17 protein-coding genes are annotated in these 17,366 nt (G+C 63.7%); 4 read left to right on the top strand and 13 right to left on the bottom strand.

From position 1 onward, the window contains the following. Nucleotides 1-14: 14 nt before the first annotated feature. The 4 genes from pstB to MIN45_RS01620 all read right to left on the bottom strand — a co-directional run bounded on the left by pstB (nt 15) and on the right by MIN45_RS01620 (nt 4,648). The gene (gene pstB / locus MIN45_RS01635) at nt 15-848 is read right to left on the bottom strand and encodes a phosphate ABC transporter ATP-binding protein PstB (protein WP_286292963.1); all 834 of its coding nucleotides are present in this window, start codon (nt 846-848) and stop codon (nt 15-17) included. Nucleotides 849-859: 11 nt separating this feature from the next. After that, nucleotides 860-2,131, bottom strand: coding sequence for a phosphate ABC transporter permease PstA (pstA, locus tag MIN45_RS01630; RefSeq protein WP_286292961.1), 1,272 nt, complete (start codon nt 2,129-2,131; stop codon nt 860-862). After that, nucleotides 2,124-3,506: a phosphate ABC transporter permease subunit PstC gene (gene pstC, locus MIN45_RS01625; RefSeq protein WP_286292960.1), complete on the bottom strand. Its 1,383-nt coding sequence runs from the start codon at nt 3,504-3,506 to the stop codon at nt 2,124-2,126. Before pstC ends, pstA begins: the two co-directional genes overlap by 8 nt. 95 nt (nt 3,507-3,601) lie before the next feature. Further along, nucleotides 3,602-4,648: a PstS family phosphate ABC transporter substrate-binding protein gene (locus MIN45_RS01620; protein ID WP_286292958.1), complete on the bottom strand. Its 1,047-nt coding sequence runs from the start codon at nt 4,646-4,648 to the stop codon at nt 3,602-3,604. 176 nt (nt 4,649-4,824) lie between these two features. Between MIN45_RS01620 and MIN45_RS01615 the strand changes: the two genes are divergently transcribed. After that, nucleotides 4,825-5,976 (top strand): endo alpha-1,4 polygalactosaminidase, encoded by a 1,152-nt coding sequence (locus MIN45_RS01615; protein ID WP_286292957.1) that lies wholly within the window; start codon nt 4,825-4,827, stop codon nt 5,974-5,976. A 59-nt stretch (nt 5,977-6,035) separates the two neighbouring features. Here the strand turns inward: MIN45_RS01615 and MIN45_RS01610 are convergent, their stop codons facing one another. Genes MIN45_RS01610 through MIN45_RS01600 form a run of 3 tightly spaced genes read right to left on the bottom strand, consistent with a single transcriptional unit; the run spans nt 6,036 to nt 9,487 of the window. Then, the gene (locus MIN45_RS01610) at nt 6,036-6,485 is read right to left on the bottom strand and encodes a phosphate-starvation-inducible PsiE family protein (protein WP_286292956.1); all 450 of its coding nucleotides are present in this window, start codon (nt 6,483-6,485) and stop codon (nt 6,036-6,038) included. A gap of 4 nt (nt 6,486-6,489) precedes the next feature. Further along, nucleotides 6,490-9,123: an aminopeptidase N gene (gene pepN, locus MIN45_RS01605; protein WP_286292954.1), complete on the bottom strand. Its 2,634-nt coding sequence runs from the start codon at nt 9,121-9,123 to the stop codon at nt 6,490-6,492. Beyond that, the gene (locus MIN45_RS01600) at nt 9,116-9,487 is read right to left on the bottom strand and encodes a DUF423 domain-containing protein (protein ID WP_286292953.1); all 372 of its coding nucleotides are present in this window, start codon (nt 9,485-9,487) and stop codon (nt 9,116-9,118) included. Before MIN45_RS01600 ends, pepN begins: the two co-directional genes overlap by 8 nt. 101 nt (nt 9,488-9,588) lie before the next feature. On the opposite strand from MIN45_RS01600, the gene MIN45_RS01595 reads away from it, so the two are divergent. Next, a complete protein-coding gene (locus MIN45_RS01595) occupies nt 9,589-10,710 on the top strand; it encodes an RNA-guided endonuclease InsQ/TnpB family protein (RefSeq protein WP_286292951.1) in 1,122 nt (373 codons plus the stop codon). A gap of 84 nt (nt 10,711-10,794) precedes the next feature. On the opposite strand, the gene MIN45_RS01590 is transcribed toward MIN45_RS01595, so the two are convergent. Together MIN45_RS01590 and moaB are read right to left on the bottom strand one after the other, a co-directional pair. Then, nucleotides 10,795-11,478: an NnrU family protein gene (locus tag MIN45_RS01590; RefSeq protein ID WP_286292949.1), complete on the bottom strand. Its 684-nt coding sequence runs from the start codon at nt 11,476-11,478 to the stop codon at nt 10,795-10,797. A gap of 20 nt (nt 11,479-11,498) precedes the next feature. After that, nucleotides 11,499-12,014 (bottom strand): molybdenum cofactor biosynthesis protein B, encoded by a 516-nt coding sequence (gene moaB, locus MIN45_RS01585; RefSeq protein WP_286292947.1) that lies wholly within the window; start codon nt 12,012-12,014, stop codon nt 11,499-11,501. A gap of 65 nt (nt 12,015-12,079) precedes the next feature. Here moaB and MIN45_RS01580 point away from each other — a divergent pair, with 65 nt between their 5' ends. Together MIN45_RS01580 and MIN45_RS01575 are read left to right on the top strand one after the other, a co-directional pair. Next, on the top strand, nt 12,080-12,325 hold the full coding sequence (locus tag MIN45_RS01580) for a hypothetical protein (RefSeq protein ID WP_286292945.1): 246 nt from the start codon (nt 12,080-12,082) through the stop codon (nt 12,323-12,325). 11 nt (nt 12,326-12,336) lie between these two features. Then, nucleotides 12,337-12,897: a Uma2 family endonuclease gene (locus MIN45_RS01575; RefSeq protein ID WP_286292942.1), complete on the top strand. Its 561-nt coding sequence runs from the start codon at nt 12,337-12,339 to the stop codon at nt 12,895-12,897. Here MIN45_RS01575 and MIN45_RS01570 read toward each other — a convergent pair. The 4 genes from MIN45_RS01570 to glyQ form a co-directional block, all read right to left on the bottom strand. Continuing rightward, nucleotides 12,879-13,502, bottom strand: a complete 624-nt coding sequence (locus MIN45_RS01570) for a hypothetical protein (protein ID WP_286292940.1) — start codon at nt 13,500-13,502, stop codon at nt 12,879-12,881. The two genes, MIN45_RS01575 and MIN45_RS01570, sit on opposite strands and share 19 nt — an antisense overlap. After that, on the bottom strand, nt 13,499-14,233 hold the full coding sequence (locus MIN45_RS01565) for a lysophospholipid acyltransferase family protein (RefSeq protein WP_286292939.1): 735 nt from the start codon (nt 14,231-14,233) through the stop codon (nt 13,499-13,501). Before MIN45_RS01565 ends, MIN45_RS01570 begins: the two co-directional genes overlap by 4 nt. After that, nucleotides 14,230-16,308: a glycine--tRNA ligase subunit beta gene (glyS, locus tag MIN45_RS01560; protein WP_286292937.1), complete on the bottom strand. Its 2,079-nt coding sequence runs from the start codon at nt 16,306-16,308 to the stop codon at nt 14,230-14,232. Before glyS ends, MIN45_RS01565 begins: the two co-directional genes overlap by 4 nt. 151 nt (nt 16,309-16,459) lie before the next feature. Beyond that, entirely contained in the window at nt 16,460-17,362 is a 903-nt protein-coding gene (glyQ, locus tag MIN45_RS01555; RefSeq protein WP_286292935.1) for a glycine--tRNA ligase subunit alpha, read from the bottom strand. Nucleotides 17,363-17,366 lie beyond the last annotated feature (4 nt).

The raw sequence follows: 17,366 nt of genomic DNA, 5'->3' as shown, positions 1-17,366 counted from the left end.
GGTGTCACCGGCCCTCAGCCGAACCGCCCGGTGATGTAATCCTCGGTCAGGGGATGGCGCGGGTTGGTGAAGACTCGCGAGGTTTCGCCCACTTCGATCAGCTTGCCCATGTGAAAATAGGCGGTGCGTTGGGACACGCGGGCGGCTTGCTGCATCGAGTGGGTGACGATGACGATGGTGTAGCGCTCGCTCAGTTCGTCGATCAGCTGCTCGATGGTGGCGGTGGCGATGGGATCGAGGGCCGAGCAGGGCTCGTCCATCAGCACCACCTCGGGATTGACCGCGATGGTGCGGGCGATGCACAGGCGCTGCTGCTGGCCGCCGGACAGGCCGGTGGCGGGATGGTCGAGGCGCTCCTTCACCTCCTTCCACAGACCGGCGCGTTTCAGGGAGGTTTCGACGATCTCGTCCAGTTCGGTGCGGTTCTTCGCCAGGCCGTGGATGCGTGGGCCGTAGGCGACGTTGTCGTAGATCGATTTGGGGAACGGATTGGGCTTTTGGAACACCATGCCCACCTGGGCCCGCAGCAGCACCGGGTCCATCTCCCGGGCGTAGATGTCCTGACCGTCGAGGCGGATGTCGCCTTCGACCCGGCAGCCCTCGATGATGTCGTTCATGCGGTTGAGACAGCGCAGGAAAGTGGATTTGCCGCAGCCGGAGGGGCCGATGAGGGCGATGACCTCGCGCTGGCCGATGTCGAGGTTGATGTCGAACAGCGCCTGTTTGTCGCCGTAGAAGACGTTGACGTTGCGGCAGGCGATGCGCGGATCGGCGATGGTGTAGTCGCCGACGGTGCGGTGGCCGTCGGTTTCCGGGGCGGTATGGCGTTCGGCGATCACGGTGCTCATTGAAATCTCCCTTACCAGCGACGTTCCAGTCGTTTGCGCAGCAGAATGGCGGCCAGGTTCATGATACCCAAAAACACCAGCAGGATGACGATCGCCGCCGAGGTGCGCTCCACGAAGCCCCGTTCCGGGCTGTCGGCCCACAGATAGATCTGCACCGGCAGGGCGGTGGCCGGATCGAGCAGTCCCCGGGGCGGATCGACGATGAAGGCCACCATGCCGATCATCAGCAGCGGCGCGGTCTCGCCCAGGGCCCGGGCCATGCCGATGATGGCGCCGGTGAGCATGCCCGGTAGCGCCAGGGGCAGGACGTGGTGAAACACCGTCTGCACCGGCGAGGCCCCGATCCCCAGCGCGGCGTAGCGGATCGACGGCGGCACCGCCTTGAGGGCGGCGCGGCTGGCGATGATGACCGTGGGCAGGGTCATCAGGGTCAGGGTCAGCCCGCCCACCAGCGGCGTGGAACGCGGCAGACCGAACCATCCCAGGAACACCGCCAGCCCCAGCAGGCCGAAGACGATCGAGGGCACCGCCGCCAGGTTGTTGATGTTGATTTCGATCAGGTCCACCCAGACGTTGTTGCGCGGCGCGAATTCCTCCAGATAGACGGCGGCGGCGATGCCGAGGGGGAACGACAGGGCGAAGGTGACCAGCATCATGTAGATCGAGCCTCTGAGGGCGACCTGGATGCCCGCCTGTTCCGGTTCGCGCGAATCGCCGTTGAGGAAGAACCAGCGGTTGAAACGCAGCCGCAGGCGGTTTTCCCGTTTCAGCCTTTCCAGCCAGGCGATCTGGTAATCCTTGAGACGGCGCTCGGATTCCGGGGCGCTGGCGTCGAAATAGCCTTTCATGTACATGTCCACGTCCGCCCCCGCCAGGAGCCACAGGCGCACGGTGCGGCCGATCGCCTGCGGATGGGCGAGGACGTAGTCGCGCAGCTGGTAGGGCGCGGCGGAGCTGACCAGGCGGTAGAGGGCGCGCTTCTGACGCCGGCTTTTCACTGCCGGAAACGCTTCCCGCAAGGCGCGTTTGACCAGGCCCGTCAGGTCGGCCTGGGCCAAGTGTTCCGGCGTCGGGGGCACCAGTTCGCCGGGATCGAGATGGACATCGACGGCGATTTCGGTCTGCCAGAAGGCCTTGTAGCCGCGGGCGAAGATGCTGGTCAGCAGCAGGGCCAGGAAGGCCAGGGAAACGAAAATGGCGATGCGGCCGTACCAGCGGAAGCGGGTTTCCCGGCGGCGCCGGTGCGCCAGACCCGCGCGGACGGTTTCCAGGGTGTTATTCATATTGCTCCCGGTACTTTCTGACCACGTGAAGGGCGACGAGGTTGAGCCCCAGGGTGATGACGAACAGGGTCAACCCCAAGGCGAAGGCCGCCAGCGTTTTGGGGCTGTCGAATTCCTGGTCGCCCACCAGCAGGGAGACGATCTGCACCGTGATGGTGGTGACCGAGTCCAGGGGGTTGAGGGTGAGTTTGGCGGTCATGCCGGCGGCCATCACCACGATCATGGTCTCGCCGATGGCGCGCGACACCGCCAGCAGCATGCCGCTGACGATCCCCGGCAGCGCCGCCGGCAGCAACACCCCGGTGATGGTTTCCGCTTGAGTCGCCCCCAGGCCGTAAGCCCCCTCCCGCAAGGAGCGGGGGACGGCGGTGAGGGCGTCGTCGGCGAGCGAGGACACGAAGGGGATGATCATGATCCCCATCACCAGACCGGCGGCCAGAGCGCTTTCCGAGGAGATGGTCAGGCCCAGCTGGGCGCCGAAGTCTCGCAGCCAGGGGGCGACCACCAGTGCGGCGAAAAAACCGTACACCACGGTGGGGATGCCGGCGAGCACCTCCAACAGGGGTTTGACGATGGCGCGGGTGCGGGTGCGGGCGAATTCCGACAGATAGACGGCCGACAACAGTCCCAGCGGCGCGGCCACCGCCATGGCGATGGCGGTGATCAGCAAGGTGCCCACCAACAGGGGAATGAAGCCGAAGCTGCCGGAGGCGCCCACCTGGTCGGCGCGGAGGGCGATCTGCGGGCTCCACTTGAGGCCGAAGAGGAATTCCAGCGGCGACACCATTTCGAAGAAGCGCAGCGCTTCGAACAGCACCGACAGGACGATGCCGATGGTGGTGAAAATGGCCAGCACCGAGCTGAGCAGCAGGGCGATGCGGATGACGGTTTCCACCCGGTTGCGGGCCCGAAGCTTGGGGGAGATGCGCCGGCGGGCCCAAGTCAGGGCCGCAGTGGCGCCGGCCAGGACCAGCACCGTCAGGGCCTGGTATCCCAGGCTTTTGAGTTGGCGGTAGTGTTCCGCCGCCTGAACCAAGGCCGGGTCCACGTCGCCGGCCTGACGTTCCCCGGCGAGGAGATTGTAGATCACGTTCACCGTCAGGGAGAGGCGGTCCTGCGGGAGATTCCGGTAGGCTGGCGGCAGTTCCGCCAGAACCCACTGGAGGATGAGTTTGTCGTCGAGCAACAGCCACAGACTGAGGATCGCCAACGCCGGCAGGGCGCACCAGAGGGCGACGTAGTAACCGTAATAGTCCGGCAGCGAATGGAGCGTGCGGATCTTGCCGCCGCTGACCGTCAGCGCCTGCTTGCGGCCAAGATAGTAGCCATAGGCGGACAGCGCCAGAAGAAGCCAGAACAGGGTTTGTGGTTGCATGGCTGCGATGGTGTTGAACGGGAGTCGCTATTGTAAAGCAAACAGCGGGAATGCTGGACGCATCCCCGCCGAGGGCCCACGGGAACGGCCGAGGTTTACAGTGACTTGAGCGGGATCAGTTCCCGGGCGATCTTGCGGTATTTCTCCCGTTCTTCCTGGGGCATCGGAATCAGGCCCTTGTCAGTCAGATAACCCTCGTCGCCCCAGGCCTTTTCACTGGTGTACTCGTTCAGGAACTGGGGAATGCCGGGGATCAGGCCCACGTGGGCCTTCTTCACGTAGATGAACAGCGGCCGCGACACCGGATATTTGCTCTCGGCGATGTTCTCGAAGGTCGGTGCCACACCGTCCACCCGGGCGCCGGCGATCTTGTCGATGTTCTGGTCGAGGAAGCTGTAGCCGAAGATGCCGAGGGTGTTGGGATCGGCCTCCAGTTTCTGCACGATCAGGTTGTCGTTCTCGCCCGCCTCCACGTAGGCGCCATCCTCGCGGATGCCGTGGCAGATGGCCTTGTAACGTTTCTTGTCCTCGTGTTCGAGGGCCTTGATCCAGCCGAAGGTCTTGCAGCCGCCTTCCATGGCCAGTTCCACGAAGGCGTCACGGGTGCCGGAGGTGGGCGGCGGGCCGTAAACCTTGATGGCGATGTTAGGCAGGGAGGGGTCGATCTGGCTCCACTTCTGATAGGGGTTGGGAATCAGCTTGCCCGGTTGTTCGGGGTTGGGAATCTGCTTGGCTAGGGCCAGGAAGATCTGACGGCGGGTCAGGTCCCACTTGAGCGGCGCCTTGCGCGAGTGGGCCAGAACGATGCCGTCGTAGCCGATCTTGACCTCGACGATGTCCTTGACACCGTTCTTCTGGCAGCGCTCGAATTCGGATTTCTTGATCCGGCGCGAGGCGTCCTCGATGTCCGGGTGCTGGACGCCGACGCCGGCGCAGAACAGCTTCATACCGCCGCCGGTGCCGGTGGACTCCACCTTAGGGGTGGGAAATCCGGTCGCCTTGCCGAAGTGTTCGGCCACCGTGGTGGTAAAGGGATAGACGGTCGAGGACCCGACCACGTAGATGTAATCGCGGCCGGCGGCCAGGGCTTGCACCGCCAGCAGCCCCACGGCGGCAACGGTTGCGGTCTTGAGCAGTTTCATCGTCTGCCTCCTGCTGTCAGTCGATCTTGAGAGCACACAGGATAAAGCGCTTCTGTTACTGGATTGTGACAGAAATGCCAGGGTACTTTTGAAATTGGGAAATGCATCACAACCGTTGCTTATCAGTAAGTTAGAATATTAATCACGCAGCGTTAACAACATTGCAGGTCAGGATCATGCGTCAACGGTGGTTGTGGTTGTGTCTTTGGGGAGTGGCTTCGGTTCAGGCTGCCAGCCTTTCGCTCCAGGTTAGGCAGATAGGCGCATTCTATCGGTTTTCGATTACAGAGGAGGGTGAGGTTGCCCGCCATCATCAAGTTTATGTGGACAGCGATGCGGATGCCACGACGGGTTTCCCCCTAGGGGAAATCGGAGCAGAGTACTTGCTGGAAAACGGATTGTTATACCGCTATCTAGGAGACGGGTGGCAGTGGGAATATGTCGGTGTTGTGGAGGTTTTCGGGAATGATTTGTTCATAGATTGGCAGGTGGCAAAGTCGGATCTGGCGGGAGCAGACTCCATGGTAGCGGTAGCTATGGATTTAGACGCAGATTGGAATATGGTTAGGTCGTCTGCCCCTACAGTGAATCAAGGGCCTATCTGGCGTCCTGGTCCCCAGGATACGTGGCACTGGCAATTGACCGGTCAGCTCGATACAGATGACGACAGTCAGATCTTCGATATCGATTTGTTCGATACACCGACGACAACAATCGCAGCGCTGCATCGCGAGGGGAAAAAGGTCGTCTGTTATTTCAGTGCCGGTAGCTTTGAGAACTGGCGTCCCGATGCCGGCTCTTTTCCTGATTCGGTCAAGGGGGAGCCTCTGGAAGGTTGGTACGGGGAATGGTGGTTGGACGTCCGTCAGATCGACGTGCTTGCCTCTATCATGCAGCGACGCTTGGATTTAGCCAAGGCCAAAGGCTGTGACGGAGTGGAACCGGACAACGTGGATGCTTACGGCAATAGCTCCGGTTTTCCTTTGACCCGGGAGGATCAGCTTCGTTACAACCGTTTTCTTGCCCGTTGGGCCCATGAGCGGGGATTGGCGGTGGCGCTGAAGAATGCCTTGGAGCTGGTGGAGGAACTGGAACCCGACTTCGACTGGGCCCTCAACGAACAATGTTTCGAATACGATGAGTGCGACCGCTTGCTGCCTTTCGTGACGGCAGGCAAGGCCGTATGGGGTGTCACGTATGTTGACCGGCGCAGACAAGGACGGTGGCAAGCTCGTGCTATCTGTCCTGAGGCGCAGCGTTTAGGTTTCCTTTGGCAGATCAGGACGTGGGATTTGGATGACTGGAAGTTGTCCTGCGGAGATATTTGACCGAATTGCGTTATGCAAGTCCTGCCTCAAGGGAGACTTGGCCATCATCGGTATTTGGTTCAACACTTATTCTCGCCTCTCAAAGATCGATCGATCATCCGCTCGCGCTGGAACACCAGTACCGCCGAGGTTCTAAGCGCCCCCAGCACCAGCAGCAGAGCACTCAAGGACAGGATCAGTTCGATGGTGAGGCTCTTCTGGAACAGGCCGATCATCACGTCGCGCAGCACCGAGACGATGGCGGCGTCGGCGATGAAGGTCAGGCGCAGGCGCTGGACGTGGAAGTATTCGGCCAGGGAACGGGCCAGTTCGATGATCACGAACAGCGACAGCACGTCGGTGATGATGTCGATGTAGCTGCCGGTGATGGCCCCGCTTTTGATGAGCGGCCACAGGTGCAGGAACAGCTTGCCGACCCCGAGCAGGATCGCCAGGGACAGGAAGGCCAGCATCACCGCGAACACCGCGTCGGTGAAGCGGAAAAACGCCTTGAGCGGGAGGCTGGGCACGGCGTCAGCCCTCCAGGGCCTTGGTGACGATCTCGAACAGATCCTTGGAAATGTCGGCCTGGCGCAGCCGTTCCAGCGCCTGCTGCATCCGTCGCACCCGCTGGGGATCGTAGCGGCGCCAGGCGGTGAGCGGTTGGGCCAGGCGGGCGGCGACCTGGGGATTGATCCGGTCCAGTTTCAGCAGCCAGTCGGCCAGCAGCTGATAACCGGCGCCGTCCCTGGCGTGGAAGTGAACCGGATTCTGGCGCGCGAACACCCCCAGCACCGCGCGCACCCGGTTGGGGTTCTTGAGATCGAAATCCGGATGGGCCAGCAATTTCCTGACCCGTTCCAGGGCGCCGGGGGAGGGATCGGCGGCCTGGAGGGCGAACCACTTATCGATGACCAGCGGCTCGTGCCGCCAGCGCTCGTAGAAATCCGCCAGGGTTTCCGCCTTGGCCGGATGGGCGTCGAAGACGATGGCCCGCAGCGCGGCCAGCTGGTCGGTCATGCAGCGGGCGGTGCGGTACTGCTGCAGGGCCAGGTCGTGGCTGGCCGGATCGTCCAGGGATGCCAGATAGGCCAGGCAGGTGTTCTTCAGCCGCCGCCGGCCGATGGCAGCGGTCGAGGTGTCGGCCCATTCCTCGGGGCGGTGGTGGGCGTGATAGCAGGTCAGCCAGTCTTCCCGCAGCGTGGCGGCCAGTTCCCGGCGGGCGGTTTCCCGTGCCCGGTGGATGCCGTCCACGTCGATCACGTCCATCTGTTCGGCCAGATAGTCTTCCTCCGGCAGCCGCAGCAGCAGGGCGGTGTAGGCGCGGTCTGCCAGCGGCTGCTGGAGCAGAGGCGCGAAGCCTTCCACCAGGCGGGGATCGAGAACGGCGGCCTTGCGTGCGATCTGCGCCAGCAACACCTGTGAGATCAGGGTCTGGCCCGCGTCCCAGCGGTTGAAGGGGTCGGTGTCATGGCGCCAGAGGAAGTGCCACTGATCCAGAGGCCGGTCGAGAACCAGCTTCACCGGGGCGGAAAAGTCGCGCAGGATCGACAGCACCGGCGGCCGGTCCACGTTGACGAAGCGAAAGGCGTGATGGGCCTCGGACAAGGCCAATACCCGTTCGCTTCCCTGAGGGGCGGTCTCCCCCTCCAGCTGCAATGGCAGCTCCCGCCCCTCGGGATCGAGCAGGGCGACGGTGACCGGAATCAGGAACGGTTCCTTCTCCGGCTGTCCCGGGGTCGGCGGGCACCACTGGTTGATGTCGAGCTGGAAGGTGCGGGCTTCGGCGTCGTAATGGCAGGCTACCTCCAGATGCGGGGTGCCGGCCTGGGTGTACCAGCGCAGGAATTGGGAGAGATCGACGCCGCCTGCATCCTCCATCGCCTTGAGGAAATCCTCGCAGGTGACCGCCTGACCGTCGTGGCGTTCGAAATAGAGGTCCATGCCCTTGCGGAAGCGTTCCCATCCCAGCAGGGTGCAGAGCATGCGGACGACTTCCGCGCCCTTCTCGTACACCGTCATGGTGTAAAAGTTGTTGATCTCGATGTACGAATCCGGCCGCACCGGATGGGCGAGGGGGCCCTCGTCCTCGGGAAACTGGCGGGTGCGCAGCAGATCGACGTCCTCGATTCGGCGCACCGCCTTTGATGCCTCGTCGGCGCAGAACTGCTGCTCGCGGAAGACTGTCAATCCTTCCTTGAGGGAGAGCTGAAACCAGTCCCTGAGGGTGATGCGGTTGCCGGTCCAGTTGTGGAAGTATTCGTGGCCGACCACGGCGAGAACGTGCTCGAAGTCGTCGTCCGTGGCGGTTTCCGGGCGGGCGAGGACGCACTGGCTGTTGAACAGGTTGAGCCCTTTGTTCTCCATCGCCCCCATGTTGAAATGGCTGACGGCGACGATCATGTAGCGGTCCAGATCGTACTCACGCCCGTATTTCCGCTCGTCCCAGGCCATCGCCCGTTTGAGGCTGTCCAGGGCGTGGGCGCACTTGTCCAGATCGTGGGATTCGACGTACAGTTCCAGCAGCACCTCACGGCCCGACATCGTGATGAAGGTGTCGGTCTGTTTCTCCAGCCTTCCGGCCACCAGGGCGAACAGATAGCTGGGCTTGGGGAAGGGGTCTTCCCAGACGGCGAAGTGGCGGCCGTCGTCGAGATCTCCCGCATCGAGCAGGTTGCCGTTGGCCAGCAGCACCGGATAGCGGGCCTTGTCGGCCTTCAGGGTGACCCGGTAACGGGCCATGACGTCGGGGCGGTCGGGAAACCAGGTGATGCGGCGGAATCCCTCGGCCTCGCACTGGGTGCAGAGCATCCCTTCGGAGAGGTACAGCCCTTCCAGGCGGGTGTTGGCCGCCGGGTGGATCAGTACCTCGGTTTCCAGGTGGAAGCGTTCGGGCGCCCCGGGCAGGATCAGGCGGTCGGCTTCGAGGCGATAGCGGTCCGGTTCCAGCGGCCGGCCGTCGAGGCGGATGGCCCTGAGTTCCAGATCCTCGCCGTCGAGGATCAGATCATTGGGGTCGCTTGATGCCGGATTCCGGCGCACTTCCAGGTGGGCCCGCACCCGGGTGGTGTCGGCGTCGAGATCGAATTCCAGCGCGACCCGGTCCACCCAGTAGGCCGGTGGGCGATAGTCTTCAAGGCGGATCGCTTTGGGGGTCCCTTCACGCATCGTTTCCTCTCCAACATTGCCAGGCCAACCACAACCAGGCGGCGATCAGCGCCAGGCCGCCGAGGGGGGTGATCATCCCCAGCCAGCGCCAGCCGCTGAGCACCAGAAGATACAGGGTGCCGCAGAATACCACGATTCCCAGCAGCATCAAGCGCACGCTCCAGCGCAGCCCTGGCAGTTCCGGTTCCGCCACGGCGATCAGGCCCAGCCCCAGGGCGTGCCACATCTGATAGCGCACCGCGGTCTGCCACACGCTCAGGAAATGTTCCGACACCCGCGCCTGCAGGCCGTGAGCGCCGAAAGCCCCCAGCATCACCGCCACGCCCGCCAGCCCGGCCGCCAGTCCCAACAGCTGCCGGTTCATCTGTTTCCCGCGCTTTCCTCCCCCGCCTTCAGGCGGGGGAGGAAAGCGCGGCCTCCGTTAAGTTGTTGCATCTTACAATCTCCTGAGTTAGAACGTAAACCATGAAGTTGCGCTGGACTTTCCGCTGCTACCCGACTCCGGAACAGGAATGCCTCCTGGCCCGGACATTCGGCTGCGTGCGTTTCGTCTACAACCATTTCCTGCACGAACGCAACGCCGCCTTCACCAGAGGTGAGCGGATGACCTATTCCCAGACCAGCGCCGCTTTGACTCGGCTCAAGCGCGACCCGGATTTTGCTTGGCTAAGCGAAGTCTCCTCGGTCCCCTTGCAGCAGTCGCTGCGCCATCTACAAACCGCCTTCCGTAACTTCTTCGAGAAACGCAGCGGATATCCGTCCTTCAAGCGCAAGACCGGCACCCAGTCTGCTGAATACACCCGTTCGGCTTTCCGGTTCGAGGTCGGCAATCAAAGGCTTTTGATCGCCAAGCTGGGACGGCTCAAGGTCAAATGGTCCCGCAGGGTGCCGGTCGAGCCGACCACGGTGACGCTCATCCGCAAACCATCCGGGCATTACTTCGTCTCGCTGGTGCTGGACTTGACCCCGGCCCCGCTCCCCAAGACCGGCAAGGAGACCGCCCTGGACTTCGGTCTTGAGAAGCTGGCGACCCTCGCCAACGGCGAAAAGATCGACAACCCCCGCTATCTCAAGCGCTACCTGAAGAAGCTCGCCAGGGTCCAACGGCTTCTGGCCCGCAAGCAAAAGGGTAGCAAGTGCTACGAAAGGGCAAAAAGACGCGTGGCCAAAGTCCACGAAAAGATCGCCAACTGCCGGAAAGACCATCAAAACCAGCTGGCGTGGATGCTCGTCAATCGCTTCGATGTCATCTACCTGGAGGACCTGAACCTGCGCGGTTTGGTTAAAAACCACAACCTGGCCCGCAGCCTTCAGGACGCCGCCATTGGTGGGTACATTCGAACCATCGAAGCCAAGGCGATCATGCACGGCAAGCAGGTGGTCAAGGTGGATCGTTTCTTTCCGAGCACGAAAATGTGCTGCCGCTGTGGTCAGCTTTACTCCATGCCGCTTGAGAAACGGCAGATGGAATGTGACTGCGGCAACGTGATGGACCGCGACCTTAACGCGGCCATCAATATTTTGGCGGCCGGGCAGGCCGTGACCGCACGTGGAGACGGCGTAAGACCTGATCCGGCTCCGGCCTGATTGGGCGGCTGTCTGTGAAGCGTGAACCATCCTGATGCCTTGGGTGTCAGGAATCCCCGCCCTTTAGGGCGGGGAGGATGTCAATCACAACCCCAGGGGTGAGACGCCGAACAGGCGCGCGTGCCCGTGGAGGAAGCCGAAGTACAGCACCAGGGCGAGGGCGATGCGCCACCCGCCGATCTCCTTCCAGACCAGCTTCTGCCTGCCCTGGAGGACGGCCTGGAGCGGCAGGTTCGAGGTCTGTTCCATGTACCGCCGCCAGCGCTCACCGAACCGCCTGAGGCGCTTGCGGTCGATGTCGAAGCTGCCGCCCACGGCCAGCGCCAGGAAGGTGCCGAAGAAGATCACCGAGGACACGTCGCCGTTGGCGAGCAGGTGCAGCAGGGCCCACAGAGCGATGCCCCACAGCACCGGATTGCGGGTGATGCGCAGGATGCCGGTGGGTCGGAAATCCTCGGTCAGGGCGTTTTCCTGTCCCAGGCGCGCGGGGTTTGGGGTGGTGAGGCCGGCGACGATGCAAAAGAAAGCCAGCGGCATCAGCGCCACCGCCAGATAGCGGAAGATCGCCGGCGACCCCCACAGGTTGATGAAAGGCGCCTGGCGCCAGGCATAGACCAGGAAGACCAGTCCCAGCAGCGCCAAGGCCGCAAAGCCGATGCGGTAGGGGACCGGGCCGAAGCGTTCGATGAGCCGGTCGCGCAGCGGGGTGGCGGCGACGCCGAAGTGAAGTCCCAGGAAGAACAGGGAAGCGAGAATCAACAGGAGCATGGCGGCCCTCCGTATTCGTGTTATTCGTGCAGGCGGTCCATCAACTCTACCAGATTGCAGGGCCGGGTGCGGTAGTCCAGTTGCGCCTGGATCAGCTCGTCCCAGGCGGTGGCGCAGGCGTTCCTCGATCCCGGCAGGCAGAAGACGTAGGTGCCGTTGGCCACCCCGGCCAGGGCCCGGGACTGGATGGTGGAGGTGCCGATCTGCCGATAGGAAATCATGCGGAACACCTCGCCGAAGCCGTCGAGCACCTTGTCCAGCAAGGGGGCGACCGCCTCGGGGGTGCCGTCGCGGCCGGTGACGCCGGTGCCGCCGGTGGTGAGGACGGCGTTGACCTCGGGATCGGCGATCCAGCCTGAGACCGCCGCCCGGATGCGGTAGATGTCGTCGGGGACGATGCGCTTCTCCGCCAGCCGGTGGCCGGCGCTTTGCAGCCGTTCTGCCAGCAGCCGGCCGGAGGTGTCGGTTTCCTCGGTGCGGGTGTCGGAGACGGTGAGGACGGCGATGGCAAGGGGAATGAATGGACGGTCGTTCATGTCGTGGTTGCACTCCGGTCGGGAATGATTATGCTAGCGTTAAATTCAACCACATGCGCGAGATCATGGCACGCACCTTCCAGATTCCACTCAAAGAGCATCCGGAAATCCTTCTCAACAAGGCTGCCCGCATGGCGCGGGAGAATGCGGTCCATTTCGTCGCCGACCAGGTGGAGGGGCACTTCGCCGGCAAGGGGTTGGAAGGAACCTACCGCTTCGAAGAGGACGTGCTGGTGGTCAGCGTCGCCAGAAAGCCGCCGTTCGTCACCTGGGGGATGGTGGAGAAGATGCTCAAGCAGTTTTTCGCCTGAGGATGCCAGCGATGACGCAACATGCCTTGATCGAAACGGTTTCCGTGGCGGACTACCTGAGCGGGGAACAAGCCAGCGCCATCCGCCACGAGTACGTCGCCGGCCAGGTGTTCGCCATGGTGGGGGCGACCCGGGCCCGCAACGTGGTGACCCTCAACATTGCCGCCGCCCTGCGCAACCACCTGCGCGGCACGCCCTGCACCGCCTACATGAGCGACATGAAGGTCCACGTCGAGGCCGCCGATACCTTTTATTATCCGGATGTGGCGGTCAGCTGTGAGCCGCTGCCGCCCCAGGGGGTGTTTCTCAGCGAGCCGGTGCTGATCGTGGAGGTGCTGTCCCCCTCGACCGAAAACATCGACCGGCGCGAGAAGCGCCTCAATTATCAAAAACTGTCCAGCCTGCGGGAATACGTGCTGGTTTCTCCCGAGGAAATCCGGGTGGAGGTCTACCGCCGCGGCCGCGGGGGATGGGCGGAACTGGATGTCTATGAAGCCGGGGACGAGGCTGTGGCGCTCGCCTCAGTGGATGTTCGGTTGCCGTTGGCGGAGATCTATTTGGATGTCTTGTAATCGTTCTGATAATGGTCGTACGTCTCCGCCGTGGCGGCATTGTTGGCCCGTACCCTGCGCTCGATTTCCTGGGCGCTGATGCAGCTTTCCGCATCCAGTTCGCCGATCAGGTCGCGGCGGATGGCGATGGTCAGCTCCGCTAGGGCCTCGTGGAGATCGTCCCGCTCGCGGTGGTCGAAGCGGTGGTCGCGGACGGCGGCGGCAAAGATCCGCAGCACCTGCTGGAAGCGTTGCAGCACGCCCGGACTGGCGGAGATGGCCAGTTTGTGGGTCAGGAACTGGAGGCGGACGACGTCGTCTTCGGTCACCTGCGGCTGGTGGAACAGTCCTTCCAGATAGTGGAGCAGATCCATGTAAATGGAGGATTTGAGCTCCAGGAACTTGATGTTCTGTTCCTTGGTCAGCTCCACCTCGGTCTGCTTGTTGAGCAGGATGGCGGTGATGAGAATGGTGGCCAGGGTGCCGAGCACTACCAGGACGATTTCCTGGGTGAAGGGCATCGGTTCGGCCAGATGGTAGGCGGCGCGCAGAAAAAAATAACCGCCGACGAAGATAATGGCAGTCAGCAGCGTGTAAAGGAGCGTCTGTTTCTGGATGCGAGTCATGGGTGGGAGATTTCCTCCATGGTCGCCTCGATCCATTCCTCCGCCCTTCGGTTGATCTCCTCGGCCGGCAGTTCGGCCCCGTCCAGCACCGGGCCGATGACCAGGGTGATGGTGCCGGGATATTTGACGAAGCTGTTGCGGGGCCAGAATTCGCCGGCGTTGTGGGCCACCGGCACTACGGGCGTCTTGGCGCGGGCCGCCAGCGCCCCGCCGGAACCGGCGTAGCGGCGCCGCTCCCCGGGCGCGACCCGGGTGCCCTCGGGGAAGATGATGATCCAGTGGCCTTCCCTGAGGCGTTGCAATCCCTGTTTCATCAACGCCACCATCGCCTTTTTCGGTTTGCTGCGGTCGATGGCGATGTGATGGTAGCGGGCCAGGCACCAGCCGAAGAAGGGGATCTTCAGAAGTTCCTGTTTGAGGACGAAGACCGCACGGGGAAACAGCAGGAACAGCATCAGGGTTTCCCAGGCGGACTGATGCTTGCTGAGGACGATGCCACCTCGCTGCGGAATGTTCTCCAGCCCCCGGATGTCCCAGTCGATGCCGCAGATCCAGCGCAGGGCGGCGAGGATCGAACCGGCCCAGAGGCGCGCCAGGCGGTAGCGGTATTCGTAGCGGGGCAGGGTGGAAACCGCCAGCACCACCGGTGTCAGCGCCACGGTGATCGCAGTTTGGACCAGCAGGAACAGGGCCGAGCGAAGGAGGATGAGGGGCGTGGGGCGTTTTTTCATCCCTGAAGCCTCGAAATGTCGGCGATCCGTAGGAACAAGCGTGCTACCTGGGCCAGAAGATCGAGGCGGTTGCGGCGCACCTGAGCGTCCTCCACCATCACCATCACCTGGTCGAAGAAGGCATCGACCGCATCGCGCAGCCGGGCCAGGCGCTTGAGGGCGGCGGTGTAGTCGTGTTTGGCCAGCAGCGGCTCGACGTCGGTGCGGGCGGCCAGCAGTTCCCGGTAAAGGGCCTGCTCGGCCTCGGTGTCGAAGCGCCCGGGGTCCGGGTTGCCTGCTTGGTCCAGCGGCAGCTGTGCCTGGCGCAGAATGTTGCGGATACGCTTGTTGGCGGCGGCCAGGGCTTCGGCCTCCGGCAGCCGGCGGAAGGCGTGGACCGCCTCGATGCGGCGCAGGAAGTCGAGCAAACCGGCCGGCGCCACCGCGGCCACGGCCTCGAACTCGTCGGGACGGAAACCGCGCTCGGCCAGATAGCCGCGCAGGCGCTCGAGGATGAAGTCGAAGACCTGGGCGGTGGTGGCCTCGGGATCGAAATCGTGGCGGTAGAGATTGGCCGTCTCACCGAGTATCTGTTTCAGATCCAGTTCCAGCCCACCTTCGATGACGATGCGGATGATGCCGAGAGCGGCGCGGCGCAGGGCGTAAGGATCCTTGGTGCCGGTCGGCACCTGGCCGATGCTGAAGATGCCCACCAGGGTGTCGAGCTTGTCCGCCAGCGCCAGGGTGCGTCCGGCCGGGGTCTTGGGCAGCCGGTCGCCGGCGAAGCGGGGCAGGTACTGCTCTTCCAGGGCGGCGGCGACTTCCGGGTCTTCCCCCTGGGCCTGGGCGTAATAACGCCCCATGATGCCCTGCAGCTCCGGAAATTCCCCCACCATGTCGGTGACCAGGTCGGTCTTGGCCAGCCGGGCGGCGCGGCGGGCCTTGGCGGGATCGGCACCCACGTGAGGGGCGAGCCATTCGGCCAGTTTCTCCAGCCGCCGGGTCTTGTCCAGCAGGGTGCCCAGGCGCTTCTGGAAAATGATGCCGGCGAGCTTGTCCAGGCGCCGTTCCAGGGGAATCTTCCGATCCTGGTTCCAGAAGAACTCGGCGTCGCTCAGGCGCGGGCGGATGACGCGCTCGTTGCCGGCCCGGACCGTGTCCGGGTTCCTGCTGTCGAGATTGGCGAAAGTGACGAACCTGGGCAGCAGGGCGCCGCTGGAGTCCAACACCGGAAAGTATTTCTGGTGCGACTGCATCACCGTGATCAGCACTTCCTTGGGCAGTTCGAGGAAGCGCTCCTCGAACGCGCCCACCAGTCCCACCGGCCATTCCACCAGGGCAGTGACTTCGTCGAGCAGGTTCGGGTCGATGTGGGCGCAGCCGCCGTGTTCCCGGGCCAGCTTTTCCGCCTGCTGGCGGATGTGCTCACGGCGTTCCCCGAAATCGGCGATCACCCGGCCTTCCCCGAGCAGCAGCTGGGCGTAGTGATCCGGTTGGGTCACGGTCAGCGGCCAGGGGCAGTGGAAGCGGTGACCACGGGTGGCGTTGCCGGTAGCGACGCCGAGCATCTCCGTTTCGATCACGGCCTCGCCGAACAGCAGCACCGCCCAGTGAACCGGACGCACGAACTCGGCCTCGCCGGCTCCCCAGCGCATGCGCTTGGGAATGGGGAGGGTGGCCAGAACCTGGCGCAGGATGTCGGGGATCAGTTCCGCCGCCGCTTTGCCGGGCTGGTGAATGCGGCACAGCAGCCAGGCACCCTTGGCGTTTTCCAAAGTCTCCAGGTCCTCGACGGCGACGCCGCAGCTTTTGGCGAAGCCCAGCGCCGCCGGAGTCGGTTTGCCGTCGGCGTCGAAGGCGGCCTTGAGGGCCGGGCCGCGGCGTTCGACGGTCTTGTCCGGCTGGCGTTCGGCCAGGTCGTGGACCAATAGGGCCAGGCGGCGGGGGGCGGCGTAGGCGTCGATGGTGGTGAAGGCGAGATCGGCCTGCTCCAGGCGGGAGGCGGTTTCGTCGCGCAGGGCGGTCATCAGGCGGTGCAGAGCTTTGGGCGGCAGTTCCTCGGTGCCCAGTTCGAACAGCAGGTCGCGGGTGTTCATACCAATCCTCGGATAGCAGAAGGGGTGTGGAAGCAGGTACAACACTTCGGGGAGGCCGTGAATCCTTCCCTGGAGGCTTGAAAGCGGCCGTCCAGGCCGCTTACACCCCGAAGTGCTGCACCTGCTTCCCCAAGGCCAGCAAGCGTGGTGATCATGCCGTTTCTTCCCGCAACATGGGGAACCCCAGCGCCTTGCGGCGCTCGTAATAGGCGTGGGCGACCCCGCGGGCCAGTTCCCGCACCCGCAGGATGGTGCGCTGACGTTCGGTCACCGACAGGGCGTGACGGGCGTCGAGCAGGTTGAAGGTGTGGGACGCCTTGAGGACTTGGTCGTAGGCCGGCAGGGGAAGCTCGGCTTGCAGCAGTTTTTTGCATTCGGCCTCGTAATGGTCGAAGGCACGCAGTAGGAAATCCACGTCGGCGTATTCGAAATTGTAGGCCGACATCTCCACCTCGTTCTGGTGGAACACGTCGCCGTAGGTGATGACCTGGTCGCCGTTTCTGGCCCAGATCAGATCGAAGACGCTTTCGACGTTCTGCAGCACCATGGCGATGCGTTCCAGGCCGTAGGTGATCTCGCCGGACACGGGGCGGCAGTCGAGCCCGCCTACCTGCTGGAAGTAGGTGAATTGGGTGATCTCCATGCCGTCGAGCCACACCTCCCAGCCCAGGCCCCAGGCTCCGAGGGTGGGGGATTCCCAGTTGTCCTCCACGAAGCGGACATCGTGCTCCAGGAGATCGAAGCCCAATTTCTCCAGGGAGCGCAGATACAGGTCCTGGATTTCCAGCGGCGAGGGCTTGAGCAGCACCTGGAACTGGTAATAGTGCTGCAGCCGGTTAGGGTTTTCGCCGTAACGGCCGTCGGTGGGGCGGCGCGAGGGCTGGACGTAGGCGGTGCGCCAGGGTTCGGGGCCGATGGCGCGCAGGAAGGTGCCGGGGTGGAAGGTGCCGGCGCCCACTTCCATGTCCATGGGCTGGAGGATGGCGCAGCCCTGACGGCCCCAGTAGTCCTGGAGGGCGAGGATCAGTTCCTGGAAGGTTTGCGGGTGGCTCACGGTC

The organism is Methylomarinovum tepidoasis, assembly GCF_030294985.1.
Lineage (GTDB): Bacteria > Pseudomonadota > Gammaproteobacteria > Methylococcales > Methylothermaceae > Methylohalobius > Methylohalobius tepidoasis.
This window is presented reverse-complemented; position numbering and strand designations above follow the sequence as displayed.